Origin of the sequence: Flavobacterium aciduliphilum, assembly GCF_003268855.1 — a bacterium.
In the GTDB taxonomy this organism is placed as follows: Bacteria; Bacteroidota; Bacteroidia; order Flavobacteriales; family Flavobacteriaceae; genus Flavobacterium; species Flavobacterium aciduliphilum.
Genome location: NZ_QLSZ01000003.1, coordinates 78182 through 101656, shown reverse-complemented (window position 1 = coordinate 101656; position 23475 = coordinate 78182). Strand labels below are relative to the sequence as shown.

25 protein-coding genes are annotated in these 23475 nt (G+C 29.3%); 15 read left to right on the top strand and 10 right to left on the bottom strand.

Annotated elements, in window-relative coordinates; genetic code table 11:
- The 6 genes from CLV55_RS04650 to CLV55_RS04625 are packed head-to-tail and all read left to right on the top strand — an operon-like array spanning position 1 to position 5012.
- A complete protein-coding gene (locus CLV55_RS04650) occupies positions 1–957 on the top strand; it encodes a hypothetical protein (RefSeq protein ID WP_112112589.1) in 957 nt (318 codons plus the stop codon).
- Positions 950–1372 carry a hypothetical protein gene (locus tag CLV55_RS04645; RefSeq protein WP_112112588.1) on the top strand — a complete coding sequence of 141 codons (423 nt, stop codon included), beginning with the start codon at positions 950–952 and terminating at the stop codon, positions 1370–1372. Before CLV55_RS04650 ends, CLV55_RS04645 begins: the two co-directional genes overlap by 8 nt.
- A gap of 32 nt (positions 1373–1404) precedes the next feature.
- Positions 1405–1617: a hypothetical protein gene (locus CLV55_RS04640; RefSeq protein ID WP_112112587.1), complete on the top strand. Its 213-nt coding sequence runs from the start codon at positions 1405–1407 to the stop codon at positions 1615–1617.
- Positions 1617–2852: a HesA/MoeB/ThiF family protein gene (locus tag CLV55_RS04635; protein ID WP_112112586.1), complete on the top strand. Its 1236-nt coding sequence runs from the start codon at positions 1617–1619 to the stop codon at positions 2850–2852. The genes CLV55_RS04640 and CLV55_RS04635 overlap by 1 nt, the downstream gene beginning before the upstream one ends.
- A gap of 13 nt (positions 2853–2865) precedes the next feature.
- Positions 2866–4527, top strand: a complete 1662-nt coding sequence (locus CLV55_RS04630; RefSeq protein WP_112112585.1) for an ATP-binding protein — start codon at positions 2866–2868, stop codon at positions 4525–4527.
- Positions 4528–4538: 11 nt separating this feature from the next.
- On the top strand, positions 4539–5012 hold the full coding sequence (locus tag CLV55_RS04625) for a hypothetical protein (protein WP_112112584.1): 474 nt from the start codon (positions 4539–4541) through the stop codon (positions 5010–5012).
- A gap of 6 nt (positions 5013–5018) precedes the next feature.
- Here the strand turns inward: CLV55_RS04625 and CLV55_RS04620 are convergent, their stop codons facing one another.
- The 5 genes from CLV55_RS04620 to CLV55_RS04600 all read right to left on the bottom strand — a co-directional run bounded on the left by CLV55_RS04620 (position 5019) and on the right by CLV55_RS04600 (position 10514).
- Positions 5019–6521 carry a DUF2779 domain-containing protein gene (locus CLV55_RS04620; RefSeq protein ID WP_112112583.1) on the bottom strand — a complete coding sequence of 501 codons (1503 nt, stop codon included), beginning with the start codon at positions 6519–6521 and terminating at the stop codon, positions 5019–5021.
- A gap of 10 nt (positions 6522–6531) precedes the next feature.
- Positions 6532–7704 carry a PD-(D/E)XK nuclease family protein gene (locus CLV55_RS04615; protein WP_112112582.1) on the bottom strand — a complete coding sequence of 391 codons (1173 nt, stop codon included), beginning with the start codon at positions 7702–7704 and terminating at the stop codon, positions 6532–6534.
- A 142-nt stretch (positions 7705–7846) separates the two neighbouring features.
- A complete protein-coding gene (locus CLV55_RS04610; RefSeq protein ID WP_112112581.1) occupies positions 7847–8041 on the bottom strand; it encodes a hypothetical protein in 195 nt (64 codons plus the stop codon).
- Positions 8042–8285: 244 nt separating this feature from the next.
- A complete protein-coding gene (locus CLV55_RS04605; RefSeq protein WP_112112580.1) occupies positions 8286–9365 on the bottom strand; it encodes a hypothetical protein in 1080 nt (359 codons plus the stop codon).
- Between the two features lie 63 nt (positions 9366–9428).
- Positions 9429–10514: a hypothetical protein gene (locus CLV55_RS04600; protein WP_112112579.1), complete on the bottom strand. Its 1086-nt coding sequence runs from the start codon at positions 10512–10514 to the stop codon at positions 9429–9431.
- A 307-nt stretch (positions 10515–10821) separates the two neighbouring features.
- Between CLV55_RS04600 and CLV55_RS04595 the strand changes: the two genes are divergently transcribed.
- Complete coding sequence (locus CLV55_RS04595) at positions 10822–11205, top strand: HU family DNA-binding protein (RefSeq protein WP_112112578.1); 384 nt, start codon at positions 10822–10824, stop codon at positions 11203–11205.
- Positions 11206–11208: 3 nt separating this feature from the next.
- Positions 11209–12897, top strand: coding sequence for a sodium:solute symporter family transporter (locus CLV55_RS04590; protein WP_112112577.1), 1689 nt, complete (start codon positions 11209–11211; stop codon positions 12895–12897).
- A gap of 52 nt (positions 12898–12949) precedes the next feature.
- Here CLV55_RS04590 and CLV55_RS04585 read toward each other — a convergent pair whose 3' ends face one another.
- The 3 genes from CLV55_RS04585 to CLV55_RS04575 form a co-directional block, all read right to left on the bottom strand.
- Positions 12950–13480 (bottom strand): hypothetical protein, encoded by a 531-nt coding sequence (locus CLV55_RS04585; RefSeq protein WP_112112576.1) that lies wholly within the window; start codon positions 13478–13480, stop codon positions 12950–12952.
- A gap of 204 nt (positions 13481–13684) precedes the next feature.
- Positions 13685–15445 carry a hypothetical protein gene (locus CLV55_RS04580; RefSeq protein ID WP_112112575.1) on the bottom strand — a complete coding sequence of 587 codons (1761 nt, stop codon included), beginning with the start codon at positions 15443–15445 and terminating at the stop codon, positions 13685–13687.
- Positions 15446–15507: 62 nt separating this feature from the next.
- A complete protein-coding gene (locus CLV55_RS04575) occupies positions 15508–16134 on the bottom strand; it encodes a hypothetical protein (RefSeq protein WP_112112574.1) in 627 nt (208 codons plus the stop codon).
- A gap of 150 nt (positions 16135–16284) precedes the next feature.
- Between CLV55_RS04575 and CLV55_RS04570 the strand changes: the two genes are divergently transcribed.
- Positions 16285–17595 carry a hypothetical protein gene (locus tag CLV55_RS04570; protein WP_112112573.1) on the top strand — a complete coding sequence of 437 codons (1311 nt, stop codon included), beginning with the start codon at positions 16285–16287 and terminating at the stop codon, positions 17593–17595.
- A gap of 41 nt (positions 17596–17636) precedes the next feature.
- Here CLV55_RS04570 and CLV55_RS04565 read toward each other — a convergent pair whose 3' ends face one another.
- Positions 17637–18866, bottom strand: a complete 1230-nt coding sequence (locus CLV55_RS04565) for a hypothetical protein (RefSeq protein ID WP_112112572.1) — start codon at positions 18864–18866, stop codon at positions 17637–17639.
- A gap of 123 nt (positions 18867–18989) precedes the next feature.
- Between CLV55_RS04565 and CLV55_RS04560 the strand changes: the two genes are divergently transcribed.
- The 6 genes from CLV55_RS04560 to CLV55_RS04535 are packed head-to-tail and all read left to right on the top strand — an operon-like array spanning position 18990 to position 22194.
- Positions 18990–19178 carry a hypothetical protein gene (locus CLV55_RS04560; RefSeq protein ID WP_112112571.1) on the top strand — a complete coding sequence of 63 codons (189 nt, stop codon included), beginning with the start codon at positions 18990–18992 and terminating at the stop codon, positions 19176–19178.
- An 18-nt stretch (positions 19179–19196) separates the two neighbouring features.
- Positions 19197–19493 (top strand): hypothetical protein, encoded by a 297-nt coding sequence (locus tag CLV55_RS04555; protein WP_112112570.1) that lies wholly within the window; start codon positions 19197–19199, stop codon positions 19491–19493.
- A gap of 3 nt (positions 19494–19496) precedes the next feature.
- Positions 19497–20270, top strand: coding sequence for a hypothetical protein (locus CLV55_RS04550; protein WP_112112569.1), 774 nt, complete (start codon positions 19497–19499; stop codon positions 20268–20270).
- 5 nt (positions 20271–20275) lie between these two features.
- The gene (locus CLV55_RS04545) at positions 20276–21076 is read left to right on the top strand and encodes a hypothetical protein (protein WP_112112568.1); all 801 of its coding nucleotides are present in this window, start codon (positions 20276–20278) and stop codon (positions 21074–21076) included.
- A 27-nt stretch (positions 21077–21103) separates the two neighbouring features.
- Complete coding sequence (locus tag CLV55_RS04540; protein WP_112112567.1) at positions 21104–21340, top strand: hypothetical protein; 237 nt, start codon at positions 21104–21106, stop codon at positions 21338–21340.
- Positions 21341–21375: 35 nt separating this feature from the next.
- On the top strand, positions 21376–22194 hold the full coding sequence (locus CLV55_RS04535) for an endonuclease/exonuclease/phosphatase family protein (protein WP_112112566.1): 819 nt from the start codon (positions 21376–21378) through the stop codon (positions 22192–22194).
- Positions 22195–22296: 102 nt separating this feature from the next.
- Here the strand turns inward: CLV55_RS04535 and CLV55_RS04530 are convergent, their stop codons facing one another.
- The gene (locus tag CLV55_RS04530) at positions 22297–23418 is read right to left on the bottom strand and encodes a hypothetical protein (protein WP_158527016.1); all 1122 of its coding nucleotides are present in this window, start codon (positions 23416–23418) and stop codon (positions 22297–22299) included.
- Between the last annotated feature and the right edge of the window lie 57 nt (positions 23419–23475).

The window sequence follows — 23475 nt, the reverse complement described above, 5'->3', positions numbered from 1 at the left end:
ATGATCAACATTCAATCCAAGCTTCTCATCTACGAATCAGAATTAAATTTTCTCGCTCAATGCATTTTGGACTTCCCTGAAATGGAAACGGGTTGCGACCTTTTTGGATTCTGGACGCACACAGGGCATGCCATAGTTCAATATATAATAGGTCCTGGAGAACGATGCAAACGTACTGAAACTACTTTTCATCAAGATGAAGAGTATCTAAAGGTTATAGGCGATGAGCTGCGTACTAAACATGGTTTACAGCATTTGGGGAATTTTCATTCGCACCACACCTTTACATTGAAAAAGCCCTCTCAACAAGATTCTACTACCGTTGTAAAAGCTATGAATACTTATCAACTGGATCGTTTTTTATTGATGATTGGTAACGTAGTGAACGACGATAGTACTACTATTAATGCATATCAATACAACAGAGGAAAAGAACATCTTTACGATCATTCAGGATTTGTTGTGTTGCCGGGTGCGTCGCCTATTCGAACCGCTTTTGATGCTACTTGTACTTCGTATTTGTATCAGCCGAAAACAGAACATGCTCGTGTCGTTAATTTGTTAGAAACTACGCTTGAAGACCAAGTCTATTCCAAACCTAATTATCCTGAAAACTACTGGTTACGAATCAAAGAAAATCGTAAGGTTTTAAATGGCATTATGCACAAATTAAACCAAGAATTTGGTTACCTCATAGCAAAACAAGAAGATAAGACAGACATAGTTTATTTATTGTTTGGTTCTAAAGAATTAGGTCCGTTTAAAGTTACTTTTCCTGTTGGCTTTCCTACAAGTGCTCCTTTAGTATACAAATTTGATTTTAATGCTATTAGATTTTGGATACTATTGGAATCCAACGAATGGAAATCTGATGGCTCCTTGGTTTTAAATACCTTTAACTATGTCCTTGAAATGGTAACTAAAGTGGTTGAATCTAATGAAGAATGTCATGAATGAGTCACGCCTTATTTTTGAAACCGCCATCTTGAAGCGGTATTTTGCTAATCGATTTCTTTTTTCAGAAGTTGATGGTGAAGAGGTGTTGTTGGTAGGAGTCAAATCGCAATCTGGTAAAATTTATCAAATCAAGATCGAACTCTCAGAAATGTATCCCATTGAGATGCCCAATGCTTTTATCGTCTACCCAAAAGGGTTGAAAAATTTTAAAGGAAAGCGATTGCCTGAGTTCTCTCACCAAATGCACATTCTGGAAAACAATTCAAAAGGGGTACAGATATGTCATTTTCTTCCCGGAAATTGGAACCCTAATCAAAGCTTATATAAGGTAATTCTAAAGATTAAGGTTTGGATAGAAGCATACGAAGGGCATTTAAAAAACGGCAAACCAATTAATGATTATTTACAATGTTAGGATTCTTAATTTTAATTATATACTATCTCTTTATGAACAAAAATGCTATTATTCCTGCTAGCAATACTGAAGTATTGCAATACTTAGACCAACTTAACAAAGGCAATCGTAAGCCTGCAACTCAATTGGTCTTTGACCCTTCCACTGGAGAATTTGTCGTAGCAAAAACTAGTGATAATTTGCCCCCAGATGCTACTACAATCAATTCTATTGCTCAAGATGGCTTTGCAAATAAAACGAAGTGATGAAAAATAAAGTATTTTTATACGAAGAACAATTATTGGAAGTACTAGCTTCTAATGTGGAACAAACTACTGGAGTTGCTTATGAATGGAGAGGGGAAAAGGTTTATCATGTTTATACCAAGGCTCCACAAGTGGCACCAGCGGGTTATCCTGCAGTGGCTTATATTAGAGTATTCGAAGATAAAAAAGCTTTTGAGGAAAGTAGAGAAGCCTTTTACAATTACTTGTTTGACCATTTTCCAAAAGATGGCACACATTTGTTGCTGATTTGCTTGTATCAAGGAACTGAAAAATTAGAACATAAGGCGCATCTATTTGATATTGACACCGTAGTAGATTGTGATATTCATTTTATTCCTAAGAAGAGTGAGCTATATTCAAGAAGCAAAGGCTTGTTAGAAACAGAATACATGGAACAGTGCAAGGTGTTAATTATTGGTCTAGGAAGCTTCGGTAGTACCATTGCTGTTGAATTAGCAAAGTCTGGTGTTGGTGAGTTTATACTGATGGATATGGATTTTATGGAGTTGCACAACATAGCCAGACACCAATGCGGAGTCAATGATTTAGGTAGGTATAAGACAAAAGCCGTTAGGGATTTGATTCTTCAAAAAAATCCTTTTGCAAAAATTGAAACCCATGAAGTTTCTGTGGTTAAGAAGTATCAATTACTTCATACGCTTATGGCTAAATCGGATTTGGTTATCTGTGCTACCGATAATAACACCAGTCGTTTTGCTGTAAATCAAGCAGCCATCAAGTTACAAAAAAAAGTGATTTTTGGAAGAGCCATAACTAGGGCAGAGGGTGGCGATGTTTTTGTATTGAGACCCGATGCTAAAACGTGTTATGCTTGTTTGATTAACGATGATGGTACCAATAAATACAGCCAAGAAGAAGAAATATCAACCACTAAACAATTAGAAGGTTTGGTGCCAGCGTATGTTTCACCAGAAGATAAGGACGTCTTAGTGCAAGTTGGACTTTCTTCTGATATTATGCCTATCTGCAATATGATCGTAAAACTATTTTTGATTGAATTGAACCGTTATACTCCAACGGCTATGCCTTATTTAGCAAAAGAGTTCACCTATAACTATTATTTCTGGGCTAATAGAAGAAGTAGGTACTATACTAATTATAGACCATTTAATGACGCGCAAGGTCTTCCTACTATTTTGAAGTGGTACGGAACCGACATACCTGCAAACGAAAACTGTACTTGTTGCAATTAATAACTTAAGAAAAATGAAAAACAACCTATATCAAAACGAATTAATTAGCAGTTTGTGTGCTGTTTATGAATATAAAGGAAAATACTTATTTGAAGATTTTGAATTGCAACTTGAGCTAAAAGAGGACATAGACCGCATCCGATTCTTTTTTGATGTGGATAGTACTACAGCGACTGTTATGGCAGTATTGTTGTGTGAACAAATTGCAGGAAATAAGTTTAATGTCAATCAAACGATGAAGTATCTTGGTTACAAAACGATCAATTATTTAGAGGTAAGTGCCCAACTAAATGAGCTTAAAAAGAAAGGTTGGCTAGTTCCTAATAAGAGCCAGTATGAAGTAGAATCCATGGACGATTATTATTTCTCTAAAGAAATAATGAATGCGATTTTATTGAATGATAAAAAGTTGTTAGAAACTATTGTTCCTGATAACATTATTAAAGCCATGTTTAGTATTATGAAATTTTTTAAAAATGCGATGGCAGATGCTGATAATGAATACTTGGTAGAAATAGTCTTGGACTATGTGACGCATTTTAGATGTTTTACCGTTATTGATTCTGTTTTTAAAAATGAGTTAATTACCAATCCTGAAAAAGCAGTTTTATTCTTTATTATGGCATATACAACTGCTGGAGTTGATGAGTTTGACTTGAATTATGACTTGGACAAATTTTGTGCAGACCCTTCCTTTTCGTATGTTTTTAAAAACAGAGTGCGTTCAGAAAAAAGTATTCTCTTCAAAGAAGAATTTTTAGTTTTTAACGAACCTTTTTTAGCTGATTTTTCGAAAGTGAGTTTAGGTGATCGATTGAGAGATGAACTTGAAATTATGGACTCGGAGGTTAAACCATTTAAGCCTAAATTGTCACAAGTTATTTTGCCAGATGTTATTATTGAGAAGAAGTTATTCTTCAACGAAGAAAATCAAAAGCAAATTGATGAAGTGTTTCAACTGACATCCGATGCGTATGATGCCGTAATGGCTCGATTTGAAGAACATGGTTTGCAGACAGGATTGACGCTATTGTTTCATGGAGCAGCTGGAACAGGTAAAACCGAATTGGTAAAGCAATTGGCTAAACAAAACAATAGGGTAATTTTAATAGTAGATATGAGTCAATTACACAATATGTTCGTGGGTCAATCACAACGAAACATCAAACAATTATTCACTGAGTATAAAAATGCAATGAAATATTACGAACGAACGCCAATACTATTGTTTAATGAAGCAGATGCTATTATTAGCAAAAGAGGCGTTGTAGAAAAATCTGTTGACCAGATGTATAATTCTGTTTTAAACCAGTTGCTGCAAGAACTCGAAGATTTTAAAGGTATCTTTATTGCTACCACTAATATGTTGATTAATATTGATACGGCCTTTGACAGAAGAATGTTATATAAACTTCATTTTGAGAAACCTAATAAGGAAACAAGATTAGCTATCTTAAAACAGAGTTTTATCGATGATGTTGATGAAGGTCTTCTAGTTAAAGCTAGTACAGACTATTCCTTAACCGGTGGACAAATTGACAATATTAAGAAACGATGTTTAACAGAAAAATTGTTGTTTGGAACCGCAACATCTGAACCAAGTAAATTTATTTCGTATATTGAGCAAGAAATAAATTTCAGAAAAAACAAAAGTGATAAAATTGGATTTGCATAAAACCAAACATTATGAATACAAATAGGGACTTATTAGACTTACTAAAAACAGATTTGCAAAAGCGTTACCGAATAACAAACCTAGCAAAACAGTCGAATATATTTGCTTGTGTGGAGCAACTTAAATTTTTTAAAAAAGAGCTGAAATACGATACCATTGTGATTATGAATTCAAGTTCTGAAAATGAAAACTTTTTTCAACACTATTCAAATACTAATAAGCTATTGGATGATGAAAATACTATAGCGCATATTAAGGTTTTGTCTAAACAAACACAATCTTTAAGAGAATCAAAATTGTTTGATTCTCTTAAAGAAAATGAAATGGAACAGTTTTTAACTACTCATTCCTATTATTCCATTGAATTGAATGATCCTTTTATTATCAGATATGAAATTGAATACAGCGGAAAGATAAAAAACGTCTATGTAATACACTATAATGCCCCAATTGTCTTTTTATTGTTGCAAGGGATTTTAGGATAGTTAAAATCACTGAACGCATCTCAACAATTCCTTCCAAAGAATTACCATTCCTTCGGTGTCTCTTTCGCAATAGACTAAAAGATTTTTTTTGAGTTCTGGAGTAAATTCGATAGTACCTTCTATCAAAGATAAAAAAGTGCCGCTAGCTAGTTCACCATCTGAAATTTCTAAATCTTTATAACTGAATTCGGGAGCAATGGCAGGTAAAACAGACTTAATAGAAGCTGATGCTTTCATTTCGGGTTTATAATACCAGCCATTTTTGAATACCACTAATAAATCCACAAAACGATGTATCAAATCATTTAGAAACGCTGCCTCTTCTGGATATGCTAGAGCTAATTTTTTTAAAACATTAATTTCAAATGTTGCATTGTAAGCCACAATACTTCCTGTAGTTCCAATGTCTGATTTTAATTGTTCAATTAGTTTCTTTCTTGGATCTTTTGTTATGTCACTTGTTATAAAATAGGAGGGCTCGGCTAAAAATTCTTTGTGTAATAAAAGAGCATTTTCCTCTTCTAAAATATGTAAGGAATATTGAAAAGGGATTTGTTGAAATGGACTTGAATTGTCAACTATTGGGATGGCTGGAAAGATGGTTTCGAAATCAAAGAAATAGAGTGGGTAGGTGCACCCCTCAATAAATGATGTAATTGAAGTACGATCTATATAAGAGCTACCATTTTTCAATCCTTCCACTTGAAGGTGTTGACGATGGGATAATTCAACGTTATCAGGAATATTTATTAATTCAAGTATTCCTTTATTATGTAATTCCCAATTTTTTCTTCTGGCACTTCCCAATTCAAAAACAGAATTCTGAGGAATATGTTGCCAACAATGTGCTTTGTAGTCACAATTAAAAGGTGAGGCGCATTGTTTTCCAATAGCAACTATAGGCTCTGTTTCTTTTGATAGTGCTTTAAATCTAGAAAGATTGTTTTCAACCCTTTCTTGATTTTCAATTACTTGGTGGGTGATATCGACTAAAGTAAACAGTTGTTCTACTTCAATGGCACCATTTTTAACATAACCATTATTAATATGCATCAAAAAAAATCGATCGGGTCTAAATCCTGATTGGGTCATAACCCAGTATTGCAAAGAAGCATCAAGAATATGATAGTCTTTTACCGAAGTACTACTTTTAACTTCAATAGCCCATCGCTCATTATCTTGATGATGCAAAATATCGAGAGCTGCCAACACTTCATCATGAAAAAAAGCAGCTTCATAAATGGTAGCTACACCTTCATTAATCCATGCTCTTGTTTGTTCAATCGATTTTGAGAAGTCATAATAACTTTTAGGACTTGCATCTTTTCCATTTGGAAAAACTTTTTGAGCTAGTTCGCCTACTAGATTTCCGGATTCAAAAAGTGCTTTTTGTTGTTCCGTGAGTGTTGGTTTTAAATCGCCTCTGAACATGTCAAAGTATAATTTTTTCTCACATTGCATTCCTGAAACAAAACGAGATTTAGATATTTTATGTTTGTATGTTGGCATTAGTAGTTTTTTATATTTGATTAATTAAGTTTACAATATCCTGTTTTTTACCAATAGCATTGTTAATCTCACTGACAATATATTCAATTAAGTCGCGTATTGTCTTGTTTTTATATTCACTAATAGATTTAGTTAAATATATAAAATGGCCTTTATCATATTCGCAAAAAGTAGTCGTTTCGTTAATTTGTAATTCAGTTTTATTTCTACCGTTTCCAGAAAGTAATGTGATAGGGTTTGCAAAATTATCATAAAACCATAATTTTTTTTCTACCAACTGCTTACAAATTGCAATATTTTTTTTAGATAAATTATCACTTTTATCACAACATAAAAAATATTTTAGAGTATTACCTTGTATTTGTAATCCCATTTTAAATTCATTCGTTAGTGTAATAAACACATCAGAAATACCTGTTGAACGAGTGAAGTCGGATGAAACAATAATGTTTTCTTTAGTTAGTCTATTTTTTAATATCATTGAAATTCTTTCATGAACATTTTTTAATAGCATATCATGAAGTCTTATTTCTCTAATTTTATCAAATTCTTGCGAATAAAAGTTATAAGGTTTATTTTCGAAATCATCTCCTAAATAGAACTCAAAAATAGAAATAATATTGATTAAAAAATCATGATATTTACTAATAATCCAATACAATTCCTTATTGTTTTTATTATTAGAATTTAATCTTTGTTGTAATTCAACTAAAATATTAATTATGTGTTTTTTATAAGTTATTACCTCCCAATTAACATTAATAAAAATTTCGCTAGGAATCAATAACTTTTTATAAGGTATTTGGTGATGAACAATAGTTTTGTTTTTTATTTTGTTGTTTAAAATATATCCATCAATTTTTTTGTCATATTCCTCTAATTGTTCTGGTTTAGGTATGCTTTTCATTTTGTTTTCAATGAAAATATAATTTCTAACCCCAGCTATATCATATTCAATAATTAAATCTATATTTAGTTCTTCTCGTTTCACTACTATTTTTTCAATAGGACCGATTATTTTTTGATTAGTAATTGACTCAATAAAGATTTTAGCAATTAATAAATCATGATCAATTTTTTGTTCCATAAGCCAAGCCAGCATATTGCTATGAAACAATTCCTTGGAAGAAAGTGACATTTGGAACAAAAAATTGGTTTTTAAATTAGTTATAATTTGATTCATTTTAGATATTCATTAAATAAGTAAAAATAGTATTTATTATAAAATATTCAGATTACCTTATTTTGTTAATAATAAAAAACATGTATCATAGATTTAGTATTCTCATGATACATGTTTAAAAATTTAATTCTTTAAATATTTTTTATTTCAATATTTCATATTGCGTATTAGATAAGGCAACTTGTCCCATGCTTGATATAAAACCTTGTTCTAAAAGTACTTTTTTAACATCATCCACATGAGGATATCCATGTGAATCTGGATATGGAACCGTAATTTGGTGACCTGCAGGCGCACTACCTACCTTTACTTTTAATTTTACAATTTTTGCTTTCATTTTTTTATTTTAAACATTATCAACTAAATCTTCAAATTGACTCTTTGTCCATTCGCCTTCTTCGTTATCTTCTATTCCTTTAACCTCATTAACAATTTTGCCAGTAATGGTTCCTACGTCTTTAAAGACTTTATAAGTTGCTGTTACAGTATTGTTTTTACCTTCTGTAAAAGTTATTTTTCAATTGCCTCTAGAGTAGGTATACTCGTAATTGAATTTTATCATTAAATTATCTTTTAAAAATTTACATATCAAATATATCTCTGTCTAAAAGCTCTTCACTTATTTTGATATAATCGTGAACATAATCATTAAATGTTTCTAAATCATCATTTTCTTCAGTATTAAATTCTTCTTTATCCATTCTTAAAATATATTTAATAATGTTGTCAACAGCTTCCATACCAAAATTTCCATCTCCTTTAAAAATTTCAATTTCATGTGCAGAGTCGCAGAAAACAGACCATAAGCAATTTGCTACATCTTCACTTTCAGGAGTAGGTCTTTGCATTGTGTAAGATTGAAGTGATATCCACAGACAAGTTGTTGCAGTATTCTTTAGTAAAGAGTAATTTAAAGCAGTATCTTCATAGTTTTCAATATTGATTTTTAAAAGATCTAATATTATTTCTACAAAGTTTTTTTTATCTTCATTACCAAAAGACCATTTATAGTCAGCTGCAGAATCCCAATAGCTGTCACTATTTTCATCTTTTTCAGGGTAAAAATTTAAATTAAATTTTTCTTTAGGGTTAAAATTAAAGTCTTTTTCTAAAAGCTGAAATCCTGAATACCAATCGCATAAATCATCATTTCCACTTTCATAATAACATTCTTCAGCTTTGTAATAAATAAGGTAAGAAAGCCAATAAAAAGAAGGGTTATTGTTTATAAAATCTGTAGCATTTTTAACAAATGAATCTCTTAATTTTTCATCTTGAAGTTGAAATAATCTTTCTACCTCTTCTTCAATTGTATCTTCAAAATCCCATCTTGATGATTGATTGATGTTAAAAACAAAATCGTTTGATTCTGTATTGTTTTTTTCTGTAAACCATCTACCTCTCATAGTGCCTGGTTCCAAACCATTTTTCCATTTGGCATCAAAACCATCTTCTGAAAAAGTGAAATGAATTAAACCTACTCTGTTCATTGAAACGCTATGAAAAGTAGCTTCTAATTCATTATCATGAAGTTTGCCAGTAATGGTTCCTTCGTCATTAAAGACTTTATAAGTTGCTGTTACAGTATTGTTTTTACCTTCTGTGAAAGTTATTTTTCCATTGCCTCTTGAGTAGGTATACTCGTAATTGAATTTTATCATTGATTAACATTTTTAAAAAGCTAATTAAATGATAAAAAATACATTAAAGTGGTTCAACTTAGTTCAACTTTTGGTAGGTCTATGAAACAACAATCCATTAGATTCAAAATAATGAAGTGTTTTTTTGAGTGGTTTTTCAAAAACACTATTGGGAATAGTTTCGAATTCTTTTTTAAAAATTGTTTTTAATTCAACGTGGTATTTTGAGATGATAGTAGTATAGCAAAAAACTTCACCAATAGTTTGAAAAACAATTTTTCTTGAAATTTCATCCAAATCAATATAGATAGTTCTACAATACTCTAAGAGTTCCTCAATATAATTTTTTATTTCCATTCTTGATTTGTTTATCAGGATGAGGTACCATAATTTGTATGCACGATATCTAATATTTGGAAATATAAAAATGTCATCTAAATCATCTGAAAGTACTGGTTTTTGAATGAATATTTTCTTGCCAATTTCTAAAGCTTCTTTATTATTGTTGGAAAGCACGTAATGCCTAAATAAAACAGATTGTGAAAAAACATAATCTTGTAGGTTTTCTTTCGAATTGTCAAAAGTATTATTACAATATAATTTAAAAGCCCAATCATAATTTTTGATTCTAAAACCGGGATCGAAAGCATCTTCTAAAACAAATTGTTTTACAAATTTGTTTTTGCTAAAATTAGAAAAAAATAACTCAGGTTTTTTAGTGAGTAATAAACTATCATAAACCTCTAAGGCTACTTTTGCTTTAAAAGAATAATCCATTTCTTCAATACTTTCAAAATAAGAAGTTAATGGCTTTGTAGCTTCATATTGTATGCAATGAAATAATAAGTTGTTAGTTATTTCTATTTTCTCTGGAGAAGGACGGTTAGGACTTTTCTTTTCAACTGTATCCACAAAGTTAGCCCAACAAGAATATTCTAAATACTGCGACAATACATCTAATGTATTTTGATAGGGTATAATCCCTTTATAATTGACAAATAATCGATATAAGGTAGAAACCGAAATACTACCATAATTTTTTTTCTGCAGCAGCGTGCTTAACTTTAAACAATCTGTTTTTCCTACAATAGGAAAGCCTAATTTTATGCTTATCTGACTTTTTAATTCAGATAGAGTAAAAGCGTTTAAAGTGTTTCTAGATTTGGTCATAAATAGATATAGTGCTTCAAATTTAATAAAATAGGTTTAATTACAATTGATATTGAATTACTTTTTACTTTTAGGCAATAAGTTAAGGTTCTTTTGTTTTAAAATTTAATTATCAGTATGGTGTTTTTATTTCATCCTGATAACTTTTTAAATTCATCAGTATAACTTTTATAAAAGATGTACGACACTTGAATAAATGATATACGACAATTACTTAAAAGATGTACGGTATTTGTATAAAAGTCGTACATCTTTTATTATATTTGTCCTTATCAAACGATTTTATGAACCTTAACAAGCCATTTTTATGTCAGTACGATTTAAAATGATCCCCAAGCAGAACAATTTAGTATCGCCACCTGAGGTAAAATATTACCCTTGTGCAGTAAGTAAAGGAGAGGTGCAATTGGATGATTTGGCCAGAATTATTGCAGGTCGATCTTCTATGAGTAGAGCCGATTGTTACGGTGTGATTATGGCTTTAAGCGATGTAATAGGAGAGGCGTTATCGAATGGGAATATAGTAAAAATTGATAGTTTGGGAACTTTCCAACTTATTTTGCAAGGAACTGCTGCCGATACTGAAGAAGCTTTGGGAAAATCGAATATTAAAGGAGCAAAAATTAGTTACAAACCTTCTAAAGATTTGAAAAGCAAAATCAATAGAATAACTTATAAAAGAATGCGATAAGCTTTGAAAAACGTATTACAAAAAAAACAGAATAAACTTGGAACTAATTTGTTTTATTCCAAAAATGAATCTTGGTGGCTTATTGGTTTTTCCATGCTATTGGCAAGCGGAATCATGATAGAACCCCAATTAATTTGTGCCTCTTTATTAAAAGGTCAACTTTCCGATATGTGGTTGTATTGGAGTGCCGCTATTGGGGCGGCTTTTAGTGTATCTTTTTTTGCTCATTTATGGAGAAAAGTTCCTGTAAAAACCGAAAATGAATTTTTATTTTTTAGATACTCAGGAAGAGGAGCCAAGATACTTCATAATTTTAGGAGTTTGTATTTAGGCTTGTTGGTCGTTCCATTTATTATCAGTTTTAGCCTGTTGGCTTTCAGTAAAATTTTCTGTTTTATTGTTGGAATAGAAATCAATTTGGCAATAGGACTATTGACATTTCTTATCATACTTCTAACATTCTTTAATAGTTTGAGGCAGCGTTTAAAATTAGATTTTGTTTTATTTATAGTTTTTATAGTCTTGTTTCTAATCATTATGATTAGTTTATTTCTTAACACTGGTGGATTATCCCATTTAGCAACTACAGTACAATCTTCTAAATCCAATTTCAATATCATTCCGTCTATAGGTTCTAAAACTTTTAATGCTTTTATTGTTTTTGTGTTGGTACAATGGTGGTCGGCTTCGATATTAGATTATCCCGATATGAATGGACAAAAATTGATGGCAGCCAATACCAGTAAAGACTTGCTGAAAAGCGTTTTTATTCCCTCTTTATCAATAGTACTTTTTAGGGTATTCTTGTTTACCTTACCTTTTATGGCTGTTTGTTATGGTTATGCTAGTGGTTCGGCAGATAGCGAATTGGCTTTTACTTCCTTATTTGTAAAAGTATTGCCTTCTTGGATGTTAGTTTTGGTCGTTGTAGTCTTTCTGATTCCTTTTCTATCGATGGTTCAAAACACACAAAATTGGGGTGGCTCCTTATTAGTTGAAAACTTTTATAAACACGCTATTAATCCAAATCTGAGTGCTGCTAAAGCAAAGAAGTTCGGAATAATAGCCATGATTTATATTATTATAATATCTGGAGGTATAGCCATCTATGCCGATTCGTTAGTAGGAATCACGAAGTATTTGTTTGCTATAACAGCAGGAGTAGGGCCAGTGTTTATGTTACGATGGTATTGGTGGCGCATCAATGCTTGGTCGCAGTTATCGGCTATGCTAGCGGCTTTAATTTATCCACCAGTTTTAGATTGGTTTTATGATAACAATAAAACATTGCATCAATTACTTATTAGTTTAGAACACAATTTTAACATCGATTATTATCCTATTAAACTTATCATTTTAACTATTGCGGTTTGCATTACATGGTTGTCGGTTACTTTTTTTACAGCTCCTACAGAAGCTAAAATTTTACAAACCTTTGCCACAACCATCAAACCGGGTGGTTTTTGGAAGCCATTTAGCAATAGCGGAAAAACTTTTTCTAAACTAAGACTTTTGGCTTGGTTACTTCAAACGGGTAATGGTTTTCTATTGTATTTTATCTTTTGGAATTTCTTAATCGGAAGCTATGTTCTATTTATTGTATTGCTACTGTTGTTTGTTTTGGGTTTCTTTGTTTCTTATAAGCTTATTCAGAAAGCGAATGCTAATTATGATTTGGAGTCGGAAAAATAGAAATAAAAATAAAGCTTACAGAGACATAAATGATTTAATTTTAATAATCGATTTAAAGAGTACGCGCATTATTTTTCCAAATTAATTTTATGCCAACACTTTTATATCTAGCAAAGAAATCATTAAATAATTCATGATTAGAATCGAAATATTCAGAGGGCATATCTTGTTTAATAAGTAATTTATCTTCTTCTTTAGTTATCGTTGCATATTTTACGTTTTCTGTTAAAATAGTTTCAATTTCTTTAATTGAAGGATTTGTTGGCAACTCGAGTAATTTTTTTGTTATTCTATTTAAAGGCATAATATGTTCTTTATCAACAATTAACCTGTTTTTACCTTTCATGTTTAACAAGTCTTCTTCAGTATATTTTTCTAATAATTTTAAAACCCCTTCGCTAACATATTCTTTGAAAATTATCTTGCCCCAGGCTGCTCTATTTCCTTTTGTAATATATCCATATTTGTAACAGAACCATTGGTCAACAAAATGTCGAAGATGATTGATTGAATTAACATTATTTTTTCTTCTGTGTATAAGCTCTAACCTAATATGTTCTAATTCTATCTTATAACTTTCCATTTTTATTTTTTTTTGATTGTACAGTTTTTATGATATAACTCTTTTAAAATTAATGTCAAACCAAGTTATGTATAACAATAACTCAGTTTGACATTAATATTTAAATTCTAAAAAAGTATGTAATTTTTTAAATTATTGATTCATTTTGTAAAAAAAAGTACTTATATCGAAATAATTATTATTACTACTTTAAACAAGTATTGTTTAATAGTAACTTACATATGAAACTTTTTTATTAGTCACCCTTAATGTAAGTTTTTTAGATCTGTCAAGTTTTGAATAACAATCCCATCCATATCCATTTTGAAAATTTGTACGTCTTGTTATTTGCCAGACATTCATTGTCATAACTAATAAATCTTCAGGCATTCCAACCACCATCTGACCCTCTAAAGCAAGATCAACATATTTTTTACCATATTTAGAATATAAAATCTCTTTATTTTTATTATCGATTGATTTTTGTTTATTATTAGTCTGAAGATAGTCGTAATATTCTTTTAAAGTTTGTGAACAATACTTAGCATTAAAGTCTATTATATTAGTAACATCTTTTTGATAGTGATAATCTTGACGATCATAATCAACATTCATTAACAATAATGGATCAACAAAAACGAATTTAAAATCCAACGCATCTAGCCTTGTATCAAATTCTTTAGTTATTGATTTAGGTATAAAATTGTAATCATCATATGAATAACCATAATTACCCATTTTTTGTGGCATATATTTAAATATAATTTTCGTTTCATTTGTTTCTATACTTAATTTTGCACCGTGATTTATATTGTAATCCCTATCCTGAATATATTGATTAAATTCAAATCCAATAACACTACCTATTTCATTTTCTTTTTTAATTTTTAGGATGTAAGGTTTTTTCTCAATGTTTCCTAAATAAGATAAATCTTTAAATTTATTAGTAAAATAAGTCGTATTGAATTTAGTAAAATTACTTAAATCTTGCTTCATTAATTTTACTTCATTATTAATTCTAATATCTTGATCCTCTTGATCCCAATAGCGAAATGCAGAATTTTGTAGATTTTTAATTCCTGTTATCGAATCAATAATAATAGGATTTGATAGTAATTTATAAATATTTATGGATGATTTATATTTGAATTCAATTGGCTTATGCTTTTCAGTGGAATAAAAATCCTCAATGTTTAATTTGTTTTCTTTAGTATTTGATATTGCAGTAGTAACGAATTTTGCTTTTTGCTCGCTTCCTACAATATTAATATCATAAACAACATCATATAAATATATTTCGTTATCAGGAAATATATTAGAAAAATAACCCTTTAAATATTTTTTAGCATCCGTTTTAATATCTTCTAAATTGAGACTTTCATTGCCATTTATAACAAAGTCATAGTTTTTTTGCTTATTAGTAGCATTAAGGTCTGATTCGGTAAAAATTCCATACTCAATAAATGTTTCTCTTTTGGGCCTCCCGTCTGAATCTCTGAAATCACGAGTAATATTTAATTTACAAATGTAAAATACTTCATTGGACTTTTCGGTCACATATTTTGCAACAATTAAATCTGAAAACCTATATTCTTGGTAATAAAATTTATTATCGATTGATGTTTCTGAGTTTATAAATACTAAAAAAGGGGCATCTGTAAAATCAAACTGTAAATCAGTATAAACTGTTTCACTTTTGATAACTTGTTTAATCTCTTTGCCCGGTTTTGTTTTGGTATCAACCATTAAATATTTTGGGAAAGTAACTTTTAATTTCTCAATTTCAGAAACATTGAATTTTCTATATTCTTTAAATATAAGTTTTTCTTTTTCCGCAATAAATTCCTGATTTACAATTAAATAATTTTCTTTTTTTACAAAATAATCAGCAATAGCCTGATTTTCTTTTGATAAATTAGATTGCGAAAATATATTTTGATGTGATAATATAAATACTCCAATCAAAAAGATTTTAAATAATTTCATAATATTCATTTTTATTTAGTTTTAAAATAGGATTTTAATACTTTGTTTTTTTATTACTACTACTAATCTCTTTTAAACAAGATTTTTTTATCTTTAAAATCTATTTGTAATTCTTTTTTATCTTCTGATAATTCAGCTTTATACTTTTTGCCGTTTAATGTCAGCTCATTATTGTTGTATGTAAATGTTCCATCTTCATTAAATTTTTCAGCTTCAGCGATTGCTATATCTTTTAATGAATCATTTTCTTTCCAATTTTTAGCATATCTTTTCTTAAATAATGTAGAATTAAAATTAGTGTTTGCTTCTAACTCAAAAGTGCTATCACCTCCATCTAATTCCAATTTATAATCACTACTTTTCCAACTTCCTAGTATAAGATCGGAAGGTTTAGCTTCTTTATATGAGATAATTTTGTTGTCTACAATTAATGTCAAAAGATCATTTGTTAATTCTTTAATTTCTATTTTGATAGTTGTATTTCCTCTCTGAGCATTAATAAAATTATCTTCAATTTTATAAGTAATACTTTTGTTTTTTGTCAAGTTATCCATAATACCATTTTTAAAAAATAGAATTTCAGGACTATATTCATTTTGTTCAATCCAATATTTGTTTTCAATCTTAGATGCATTTGAACAAGAAAATAATGTAACTAATACGATAAAATAAGTATAAATTTTTTTCATTTTTTTTTAAGTTTAAGTTGTTGATTAAAATATTTAGCTCGACAATATTATTCAAAATAAACCTTAAAAAATGCTCATATCGTGTTCACTTAAATACATTTGTATTTTCAATCTAAAAGATATTTATAATTTTGAGTTTCATTTATTTTTATGGATATTTTTCAAGAACATTTAAGGATCGATATAGAAAAAAAAGTAGGTTTTAAAATAAACACTACAACTGATGTGAAAGCACTTCTTGCTATATTACAAGAGCACACTAGTGACCCTATTAGCTTGAGTACTCTAAGACGTTTTTGGAATTTATTACCAATGCGGAAATCCAACAATTCGACTTTGGATGTTTTGGCTAAGTTTTTAGAGTATGCTTCCTACCAAGATTATGTAAAGAAAAAAAACGAATATGAAAAATGGTTACTTGATGCTAAGGTTCAAAAGCTAAAATTAAAAGAAACACTTGATAAGGAAGATTTTGAATTTTTAAGTGCTGTTATAGAAAAATCAGAGTCTAACACTATTTTTATTTCACTATTTGAATATGCTTTTTATAATGAAAAATTGGACTATTGTACTGCATTATTCGATGAAAATAATATTAGTTGTTTTAAAAATAAGCTTCCAATAAATCATTTTCAAACGAATATTGCCTATATCCTTTTTATATTTTTATATGGAATTTCCAAAGAAAGTTTTGTAAACAACATAGGGAAATTGGTAGCTAACAAAAACTTCAGAGAAAACGTAATCTATATTTATATAGATATAATGGGATTGAATAAAAGGTACGGTATCATTCTTGAAAAAATAGAACAAGAATCCTTAAGCTATGAAGAACAATTGTTTTTGAAACTTTTAAGTGGATTGAAACAGTATCTTAATAAGAGTAAAGATTTACCTGTAATAAACAACCTTACAAGAAACGAATTGCAATTGTTGCCTGAGGTACTTGTTGGAAGATTTTATGGTTACCAAATGCTATGTGCAGCACAAAATCAAAACAAAGAGAAAGAAGAAATAGTTTGGAACGATTTTTTATTTTTTATTAAAAAAGAGATGCATATTCGTCAATATTTTCATGAATTTGTTCATGCACTATTACTCTTAAAGAAAATACAAAAATTAAACTACTTACTAGAAAATTATTTTGAAGAAATTATAGATAAATTGCACATGCATTCCTATTTGGACTTGTTTATATACAATCTCATTGACGTTATGGTTAGTTTTAAAAATAAGGATTTAAAACGAGCCCATCATATCTTTAAAAATTTAGATACTACGATTTCTAAATATGGAGCAGCTTACAATGATTATTATCTTATTTTTTATACAATTACTGGGTATCACTTAGCCACAAATTATAAGGAAAAGCAATTGTTTAAGGAAGAATATCAAAAACACGTTGGTTTAGCTCAATTTAAAGTCTTTGATGAAGTTTATTTAGAAACTTATTTTGGATAATTTTATTCAAAAATCGAATACTAATTATGATTTGGTAAAGATTAATCTATTAGTTTCAATACCCAATGAACATTCTTTTTTTCACAAAAACTTTTTAAATTATCATTAATAATATTCTTATTTTCCCCAGAAGCAAATAGTGATGCAACTGCAAATTCAATGGCTGTTTTTTCATTACTTTCGTTTTGAAAAAGGATGTTATGAATACGAAATGGCTTATAAATGGTTTTGCTGTTGAGGTACATTGATTTGCTAATCCAATACAATTGTAATACATACAAAGCGATGCTATGCAGTTTTTTAGTTTGATTTTTGATAAGATCATCTACCACCTCATTAAACTCATGACAGTTAAATAACTCTTCTTTAAAACCAAAAAGAACCAATGCCTTTAATGACCTTGAAAGTAACCAAGCTTTTTCATTAAGGCTCAAACCAATTGATAATGCAATTAATTCGTTTGCATGATGCTTCCATGTATTTTGAAGCACTTTATTAAAACCATCTATAAGAATTAAACACTCTATCCATCTGGAAAGTTCGTGAAAATGACACTTGCTTTTATCTAATTGAGGTATCAAATCCAAAAAAGAACTACTATAACTTGAAAGCTGGTTTTCTTTATGAGCAGTTTGACTTATGACAAAAGAATAGACATACAATCTTCTGTAATCGTTAGTTATATTGGGTAAATAGTACTGCAATAAAGCCTCAGAAAAGTACTTATTTTCATTGTCTTCGTCTACATAACATTCGTAGAAAAAAAGATGTCCAATAATACTACTATTGGCTAATAACTGCAATAATTCTTGTTGCTTTTTACTTTTACGAACATAAGCCCCTATTAGTTCGGCTGCGGTAAACAGAATGGCTTCGTTTTTATTTTCTTTTGCTTTCTCTAATACAAGTTGCAATGCCTTAAAATCTTCATTGGCTAATGCTAATTGTAATACGGCCAACGAAAATCCATCAGAAGACTCTGTAAGAAAATAGTTTGGGTCAAAAGGAATATTGGTTTGATTGTTACAGTAATCTTCCCAATCAGTATAATTCAAATAACGTACAATAATATTCAGAGTATCCTTATAAGGCGTTCTAAATGGTTTTACTACGCCATACATCCTTGCTATGGTATGTGGTGAAATGTATAGCTTTTCTAATGCCAATACCTCCGAACATTTTTGAGCATTTGCAATGTTTTTTATCTTAAAACCCAACTGGGTTTCTAATTGATTACATAGTGCAAATAAATACGGATTCGGTTGGTTCATGTTTCAGTTTATGGGAGCACAAATATAAAGGTATTCCTTTTTGATTGTGAAGTTGCAATAAGTTGCAATTTATTTTGGTTTGGGAATGATGTAGATTTGAACTTTATCAAAAAAAATAATTTTATGAGCAATAATCAAACATACAAGGTAAAAGTGTTTTTTAAACGACCAGGAAATTTTGGTGATTTATTAGAAACCCACATGATGAGTCTTTCACGTTATGATGTTAATGACATTCGCGTATGGTTAGCTAATTATTATAAAGTAGGTCACTATGATATTAAGGTTTACAAACATGAAATAGTAAAATAACATTAAAAAGAGGTTTAAATGAATCTAGTAATTATAAAAAACGGAAGAGCTGAACTAGTTAGAGAAAATGGATCATTTGTAAATAATATTACTACAAATGCATTATCTGGACAGCTTAATACAAAAGGAGATTTAATTGTTATCACTAAAGTAGATGGCAGAGTTGATTTACATAGAGCGAATGGTAGTTTAATCAGAAACATAGCAACTAACGCAAGAGATGCTAGGTTTAATGGAAATGACATAGCTGTTACTAGAAATGACGGTAAAACTGATATTAGAAGAGAAAACGGTAGTTTAATAAGAACAATTTAAATTATGAAATTACAGATACGCACTAAAGATAACCTTGAAGATTTATTACGCCATAGAAATTCTCCTTCATGGGTAATTTCAGAATCAAGAGTAAATCAAATTGAAGAAGTTGAAATTTACCAATTTGATGGTAAAAAAGTTATTAAAGGAACTTTTGATATGGACAATTCTTTAAGAACAGAATCGGGTAGATTAATTGTAGCATTTAAAAATGCTCATATTGAAGATTGTGACCATAAATGGATAGGACAAAACCCTATTAAATATGATAATACTAAGTATATTAATACAGAAAATAAGATGGATATTTTATTAGGGAAAATAGGATTTTATGCAGGAAAGGTAAACGAGGATGATAATATTGAAGAATGTTGCAGTGCTGGAGACCAACCTGATTTTATAATTTTAGGTGGTTTTCAAAATAAAGATGGTAAAAAAGAATTCGTTGGAAGAGTGATAACAAATTGGTGTGACAAATATCCAACCGATACTTTAGTTTATGGAGATAAAATAGTTATAGACCAAGGAGGTATTGCCGAAGATGAAGATGGTAATGATTTATGGATAAGTACTTCAAATGAATTTCCTAACTTATTAGATGAAATTAATTCGCTCTATGAATTTTTAGAAATAGATTCAGACGACGAACATTATAATTTATGCACTGAAATTCCTGATGAAATTAGATTGTTTAATCTGTATGAAGGATATTACATGGATATTCAAGATGTTGAAAAAGGAAATGGTGAAAAATTAGGAATTGAGTTTTATTTGTAACTATTATGAAAAGTTTTAAAAATAATATTCAATCAAATTTTAATGAATGGAAAGAACAAGGAAAATGTTCTCAGGCAATAGCGCTAAATAAAAAAATTGGTAGTGAATACTTTTGTGAATCTAACCCTCATTTTTTCACAGGAGATTTGAATGCTGATTTAGTTTTGGTTCATTTAAATCCAAAAAGAAATAAAAACAATACCACTAAAAAGTTTGATGTTGAGAAACCAAAATTCAATTCATTTGAAGAATATTTTGACTATTTCAGATACTTTGGGAGACATAATTATGGTAAAAATTCAGAGAGAAACCATAAATCACCATTTGATAAAAAACAAATACGCTTTTTAAAACCACTAAATATTTTACCATTTACTGGAACGGATACATACAAAGATCTAGAGATTGTCATAGACAATAAACTTCAAATAGAACTAATTCCATTTGGATCTGAGAATTTTAATTTCAATGAAGTTGGTGTTAAAAATATTGAACCATTTTTAGATACTATTTTATCTCTTATAGCAGCAAAAGAAAGAAAATATGTCATTTTTTGTGGTAGAGTTTTTGACAATATTCTTAATGAATATATTTCAAAAAAGAGAGTACATGAATTTAAACTTCAAAAAACAGATGGTACTTTTACAAAAGGAGATTATCATTTTATAGAAGTTGAATTAAAATATAATGACAAAATAATAAAAGCTATTATTGCACCTCAATATGCTATGCAAGGAATGCCTATTGAACAGTATGGTATTAAATTAAATGAATTGCTGAATGGTAAAAAAATAAATAAGAATTAAGATATTTTATTAAATATAAAACTAACAATGAAATTAACAATATTATTAAGTTTTATAGGAAACCTTGAAGCAATTGGAGTTGCTATAATAGCTTTAATAGGCTTTATAATAGGTTGGAAATTTTCCAATTTTTTTATCCCACCAAGAGATTATTGGACCAAAAGTGGCTTGGCTATGTTTAGTGCAAAGTTAGGTATTGCTGTAACAGGCGCTTGTGTTGCTGTATGGGGTGTTGCGGCGTTAATAACTGCTATTTTTAGTTAAAGGTTGTTTTCCATATCTTAGCCAAAATAAAAAATATGCTTTTCCAAAAACAAAACATTGCTCTTTTAGTATTTCTTTTTCTAACGCTACTTTCCAACGCACAAGTATCAGTTTGCAGTTGGAATTTAATGAACTTTGGTAAATCAAAGTCTGATAATGCGCTTGAATTCATAGCCAATACTTTAAATTCGTATGATATAGTAGCCATACAAGAAGTTGTAGCTGGACCAGGAGGTGCCCAAAAGGTTGCAGATTTGGTAAATATCTTGAATCGTAAAGGCTTCCATTGGGATTATGAAGTCAGTGCAATTACTACAAGCGATAATCCTTCCAGTAGAGAGCGCTATGCTTTTCTTTGGAAATCTTCACAAGTGAAGAAAATAGGGAAGGGGTGGTTGGAACAAACTTTTCAAAAAGAAATAGACCGTGAACCTTTTATGAGTACTTTTGAATATAAAGGGAAGCAATTTACCATAGCTTCTTTTCATGCGGTTCCTAAAAAGAAACACCCTGAGAGCGAAATAAAATACTTTAAACAAATTCCGTGTCATTACCCAAAATTACATTTGTTATTTACAGGGGATTTTAATTGTCCACAATCACATTCTGTTTTTACTCCTTTGAAAAATTTAGGCTATTCTAATACTTTGACTAATCAAAAAACAAGTTTAAGACAAAAGTGTATTAATGATGATTGTTTGGCATCAGAGTATGATAATATGTTTTATGATAACAGAAGTATGAAACTCATAAAATCAGAAGTTGTTTTATTTTATAAATCATTTTCCACATTAAAGCAAGCTCATAAAATTTCGGATCATATTCCTAATTGGAGTTCTTTTGATGTTAAATAAAGACTTAATTTATTTGCCGTTACTTTATTTTAATATAAGTTTAAATGAGACTTACTTTAACAATTGGTTAATACTTTTATTTAAAGTAAAATTTATATCAACTTAACTTTTGTTTAGCTCTTTTTCTAAATTTTTATAAATAGTATCTGTAATAGGAGAAAAATTAAAATCATAATTTGTATTTGATATACTTTTAAAAAGATCTTTAGCTTTTTCTAATTGATTAGTTTTAAGTAGACTATCTGTTTGTAATATTTTAAAATGATTCCAATTCTGTTCACCCCACTGGGTAAATAGCAAGTTATAAGTAGGAATATATTTTTGGGCTAAATGAGTAATAATTTCATATTCTTTGCATTGATGTAGGTACAAGCATATAATTAGCAATGAAGTTATCCTATCACTAATATCAGTATATTCTAAATCGAACTTAATAGATTTTATATCATTAATTAGTTGTTCTATTAACACTGGTTGATATTTTTTAGCATAAAGTAAAGAAACACCTTTTTTACGCATTAAAAGGATATTCGCATCAATTTCAGAGAAATTTATTTTTTGAATGTCTTTATAATGACTGTCAAAGGATTTCCAATCATTAATATTAGCGTAATAGCTAGCTAAAATTAAATGATAGAAGGCATGAGTACTGAGATTGTCTTTTTTTAGTTTATAGTATTGATTCAATAATGTCCTATAAAATTCAAATTGCGGAGTTACTACCCATTCTACAAAAAAATCGTTTTCAAATGCATAAGTTTTATCTAAATTATAATAGTATTTACAAGCAATTTTTTGAATCCATTCGTTTTTTATACATAGTGTTGTTAAAAGTTGTAAAATAAAATAAACAGAATATCTATTGTTTTCTATATCTACAAATAGCGTTTCGAATTCAAAAAAGTTTTGAAAGAAAGTTTCGTCTTTTTGTAATGCCTTAATCAAAATAATTTGGATGAAAAGATCATAAACTTCTTTATTAACCTTAAGGCTTTCAATTTTTTTTATAATCAAACTAGTCTCTAAATCACTTTCTAAACTTTTTAAAAGCAAGTATTTAAATTCATCAATTGCAACTTGATTGTAGTATTCAATAAATTTACCCCAATCGGAATGTCCGCAAAATTCAGCACAATAATTTAGCGAATTGATAGAAAGTGTGGTGTCGTTTTTAACAACATTGAATAATCGTCTTAAAGTATCAGAACTTACTTTGTTATTCATTTTGTTACTTAACCAATCACAGTCGATAGTATTTATAATACTATATCCATGTTTTTT

Coding starts and splice junctions, on each gene's coding strand:
- CLV55_RS04650 (WP_112112589.1), top strand. CDS start 1: ATGATCAACATTCAATCCAAGCTTCTCATCTACGAATCAGAATTAAAT.
- CLV55_RS04645 (WP_112112588.1), top strand. CDS start 950: ATGAATGAGTCACGCCTTATTTTTGAAACCGCCATCTTGAAGCGGTAT.
- CLV55_RS04640 (WP_112112587.1), top strand. CDS start 1,405: ATGAACAAAAATGCTATTATTCCTGCTAGCAATACTGAAGTATTGCAA.
- CLV55_RS04635 (WP_112112586.1), top strand. CDS start 1,617: ATGAAAAATAAAGTATTTTTATACGAAGAACAATTATTGGAAGTACTA.
- CLV55_RS04630 (WP_112112585.1), top strand. CDS start 2,866: ATGAAAAACAACCTATATCAAAACGAATTAATTAGCAGTTTGTGTGCT.
- CLV55_RS04625 (WP_112112584.1), top strand. CDS start 4,539: ATGAATACAAATAGGGACTTATTAGACTTACTAAAAACAGATTTGCAA.
- CLV55_RS04620 (WP_112112583.1), bottom strand. CDS start 6,521: ATGCCAACATACAAACATAAAATATCTAAATCTCGTTTTGTTTCAGGA.
- CLV55_RS04615 (WP_112112582.1), bottom strand. CDS start 7,704: ATGAATCAAATTATAACTAATTTAAAAACCAATTTTTTGTTCCAAATG.
- CLV55_RS04610 (WP_112112581.1), bottom strand. CDS start 8,041: ATGAAAGCAAAAATTGTAAAATTAAAAGTAAAGGTAGGTAGTGCGCCT.
- CLV55_RS04605 (WP_112112580.1), bottom strand. CDS start 9,365: ATGATAAAATTCAATTACGAGTATACCTACTCAAGAGGCAATGGAAAA.
- CLV55_RS04600 (WP_112112579.1), bottom strand. CDS start 10,514: ATGACCAAATCTAGAAACACTTTAAACGCTTTTACTCTATCTGAATTA.
- CLV55_RS04595 (WP_112112578.1), top strand. CDS start 10,822: ATGTCAGTACGATTTAAAATGATCCCCAAGCAGAACAATTTAGTATCG.
- CLV55_RS04585 (WP_112112576.1), bottom strand. CDS start 13,480: ATGGAAAGTTATAAGATAGAATTAGAACATATTAGGTTAGAGCTTATA.
- CLV55_RS04580 (WP_112112575.1), bottom strand. CDS start 15,445: ATGAAATTATTTAAAATCTTTTTGATTGGAGTATTTATATTATCACAT.
- CLV55_RS04575 (WP_112112574.1), bottom strand. CDS start 16,134: ATGAAAAAAATTTATACTTATTTTATCGTATTAGTTACATTATTTTCT.
- CLV55_RS04570 (WP_112112573.1), top strand. CDS start 16,285: ATGGATATTTTTCAAGAACATTTAAGGATCGATATAGAAAAAAAAGTA.
- CLV55_RS04565 (WP_112112572.1), bottom strand. CDS start 18,866: ATGAACCAACCGAATCCGTATTTATTTGCACTATGTAATCAATTAGAA.
- CLV55_RS04560 (WP_112112571.1), top strand. CDS start 18,990: ATGAGCAATAATCAAACATACAAGGTAAAAGTGTTTTTTAAACGACCA.
- CLV55_RS04555 (WP_112112570.1), top strand. CDS start 19,197: ATGAATCTAGTAATTATAAAAAACGGAAGAGCTGAACTAGTTAGAGAA.
- CLV55_RS04550 (WP_112112569.1), top strand. CDS start 19,497: ATGAAATTACAGATACGCACTAAAGATAACCTTGAAGATTTATTACGC.
- CLV55_RS04545 (WP_112112568.1), top strand. CDS start 20,276: ATGAAAAGTTTTAAAAATAATATTCAATCAAATTTTAATGAATGGAAA.
- CLV55_RS04540 (WP_112112567.1), top strand. CDS start 21,104: ATGAAATTAACAATATTATTAAGTTTTATAGGAAACCTTGAAGCAATT.
- CLV55_RS04535 (WP_112112566.1), top strand. CDS start 21,376: ATGCTTTTCCAAAAACAAAACATTGCTCTTTTAGTATTTCTTTTTCTA.
- CLV55_RS04530 (WP_158527016.1), bottom strand. CDS start 23,418: ATGAATAACAAAGTAAGTTCTGATACTTTAAGACGATTATTCAATGTT.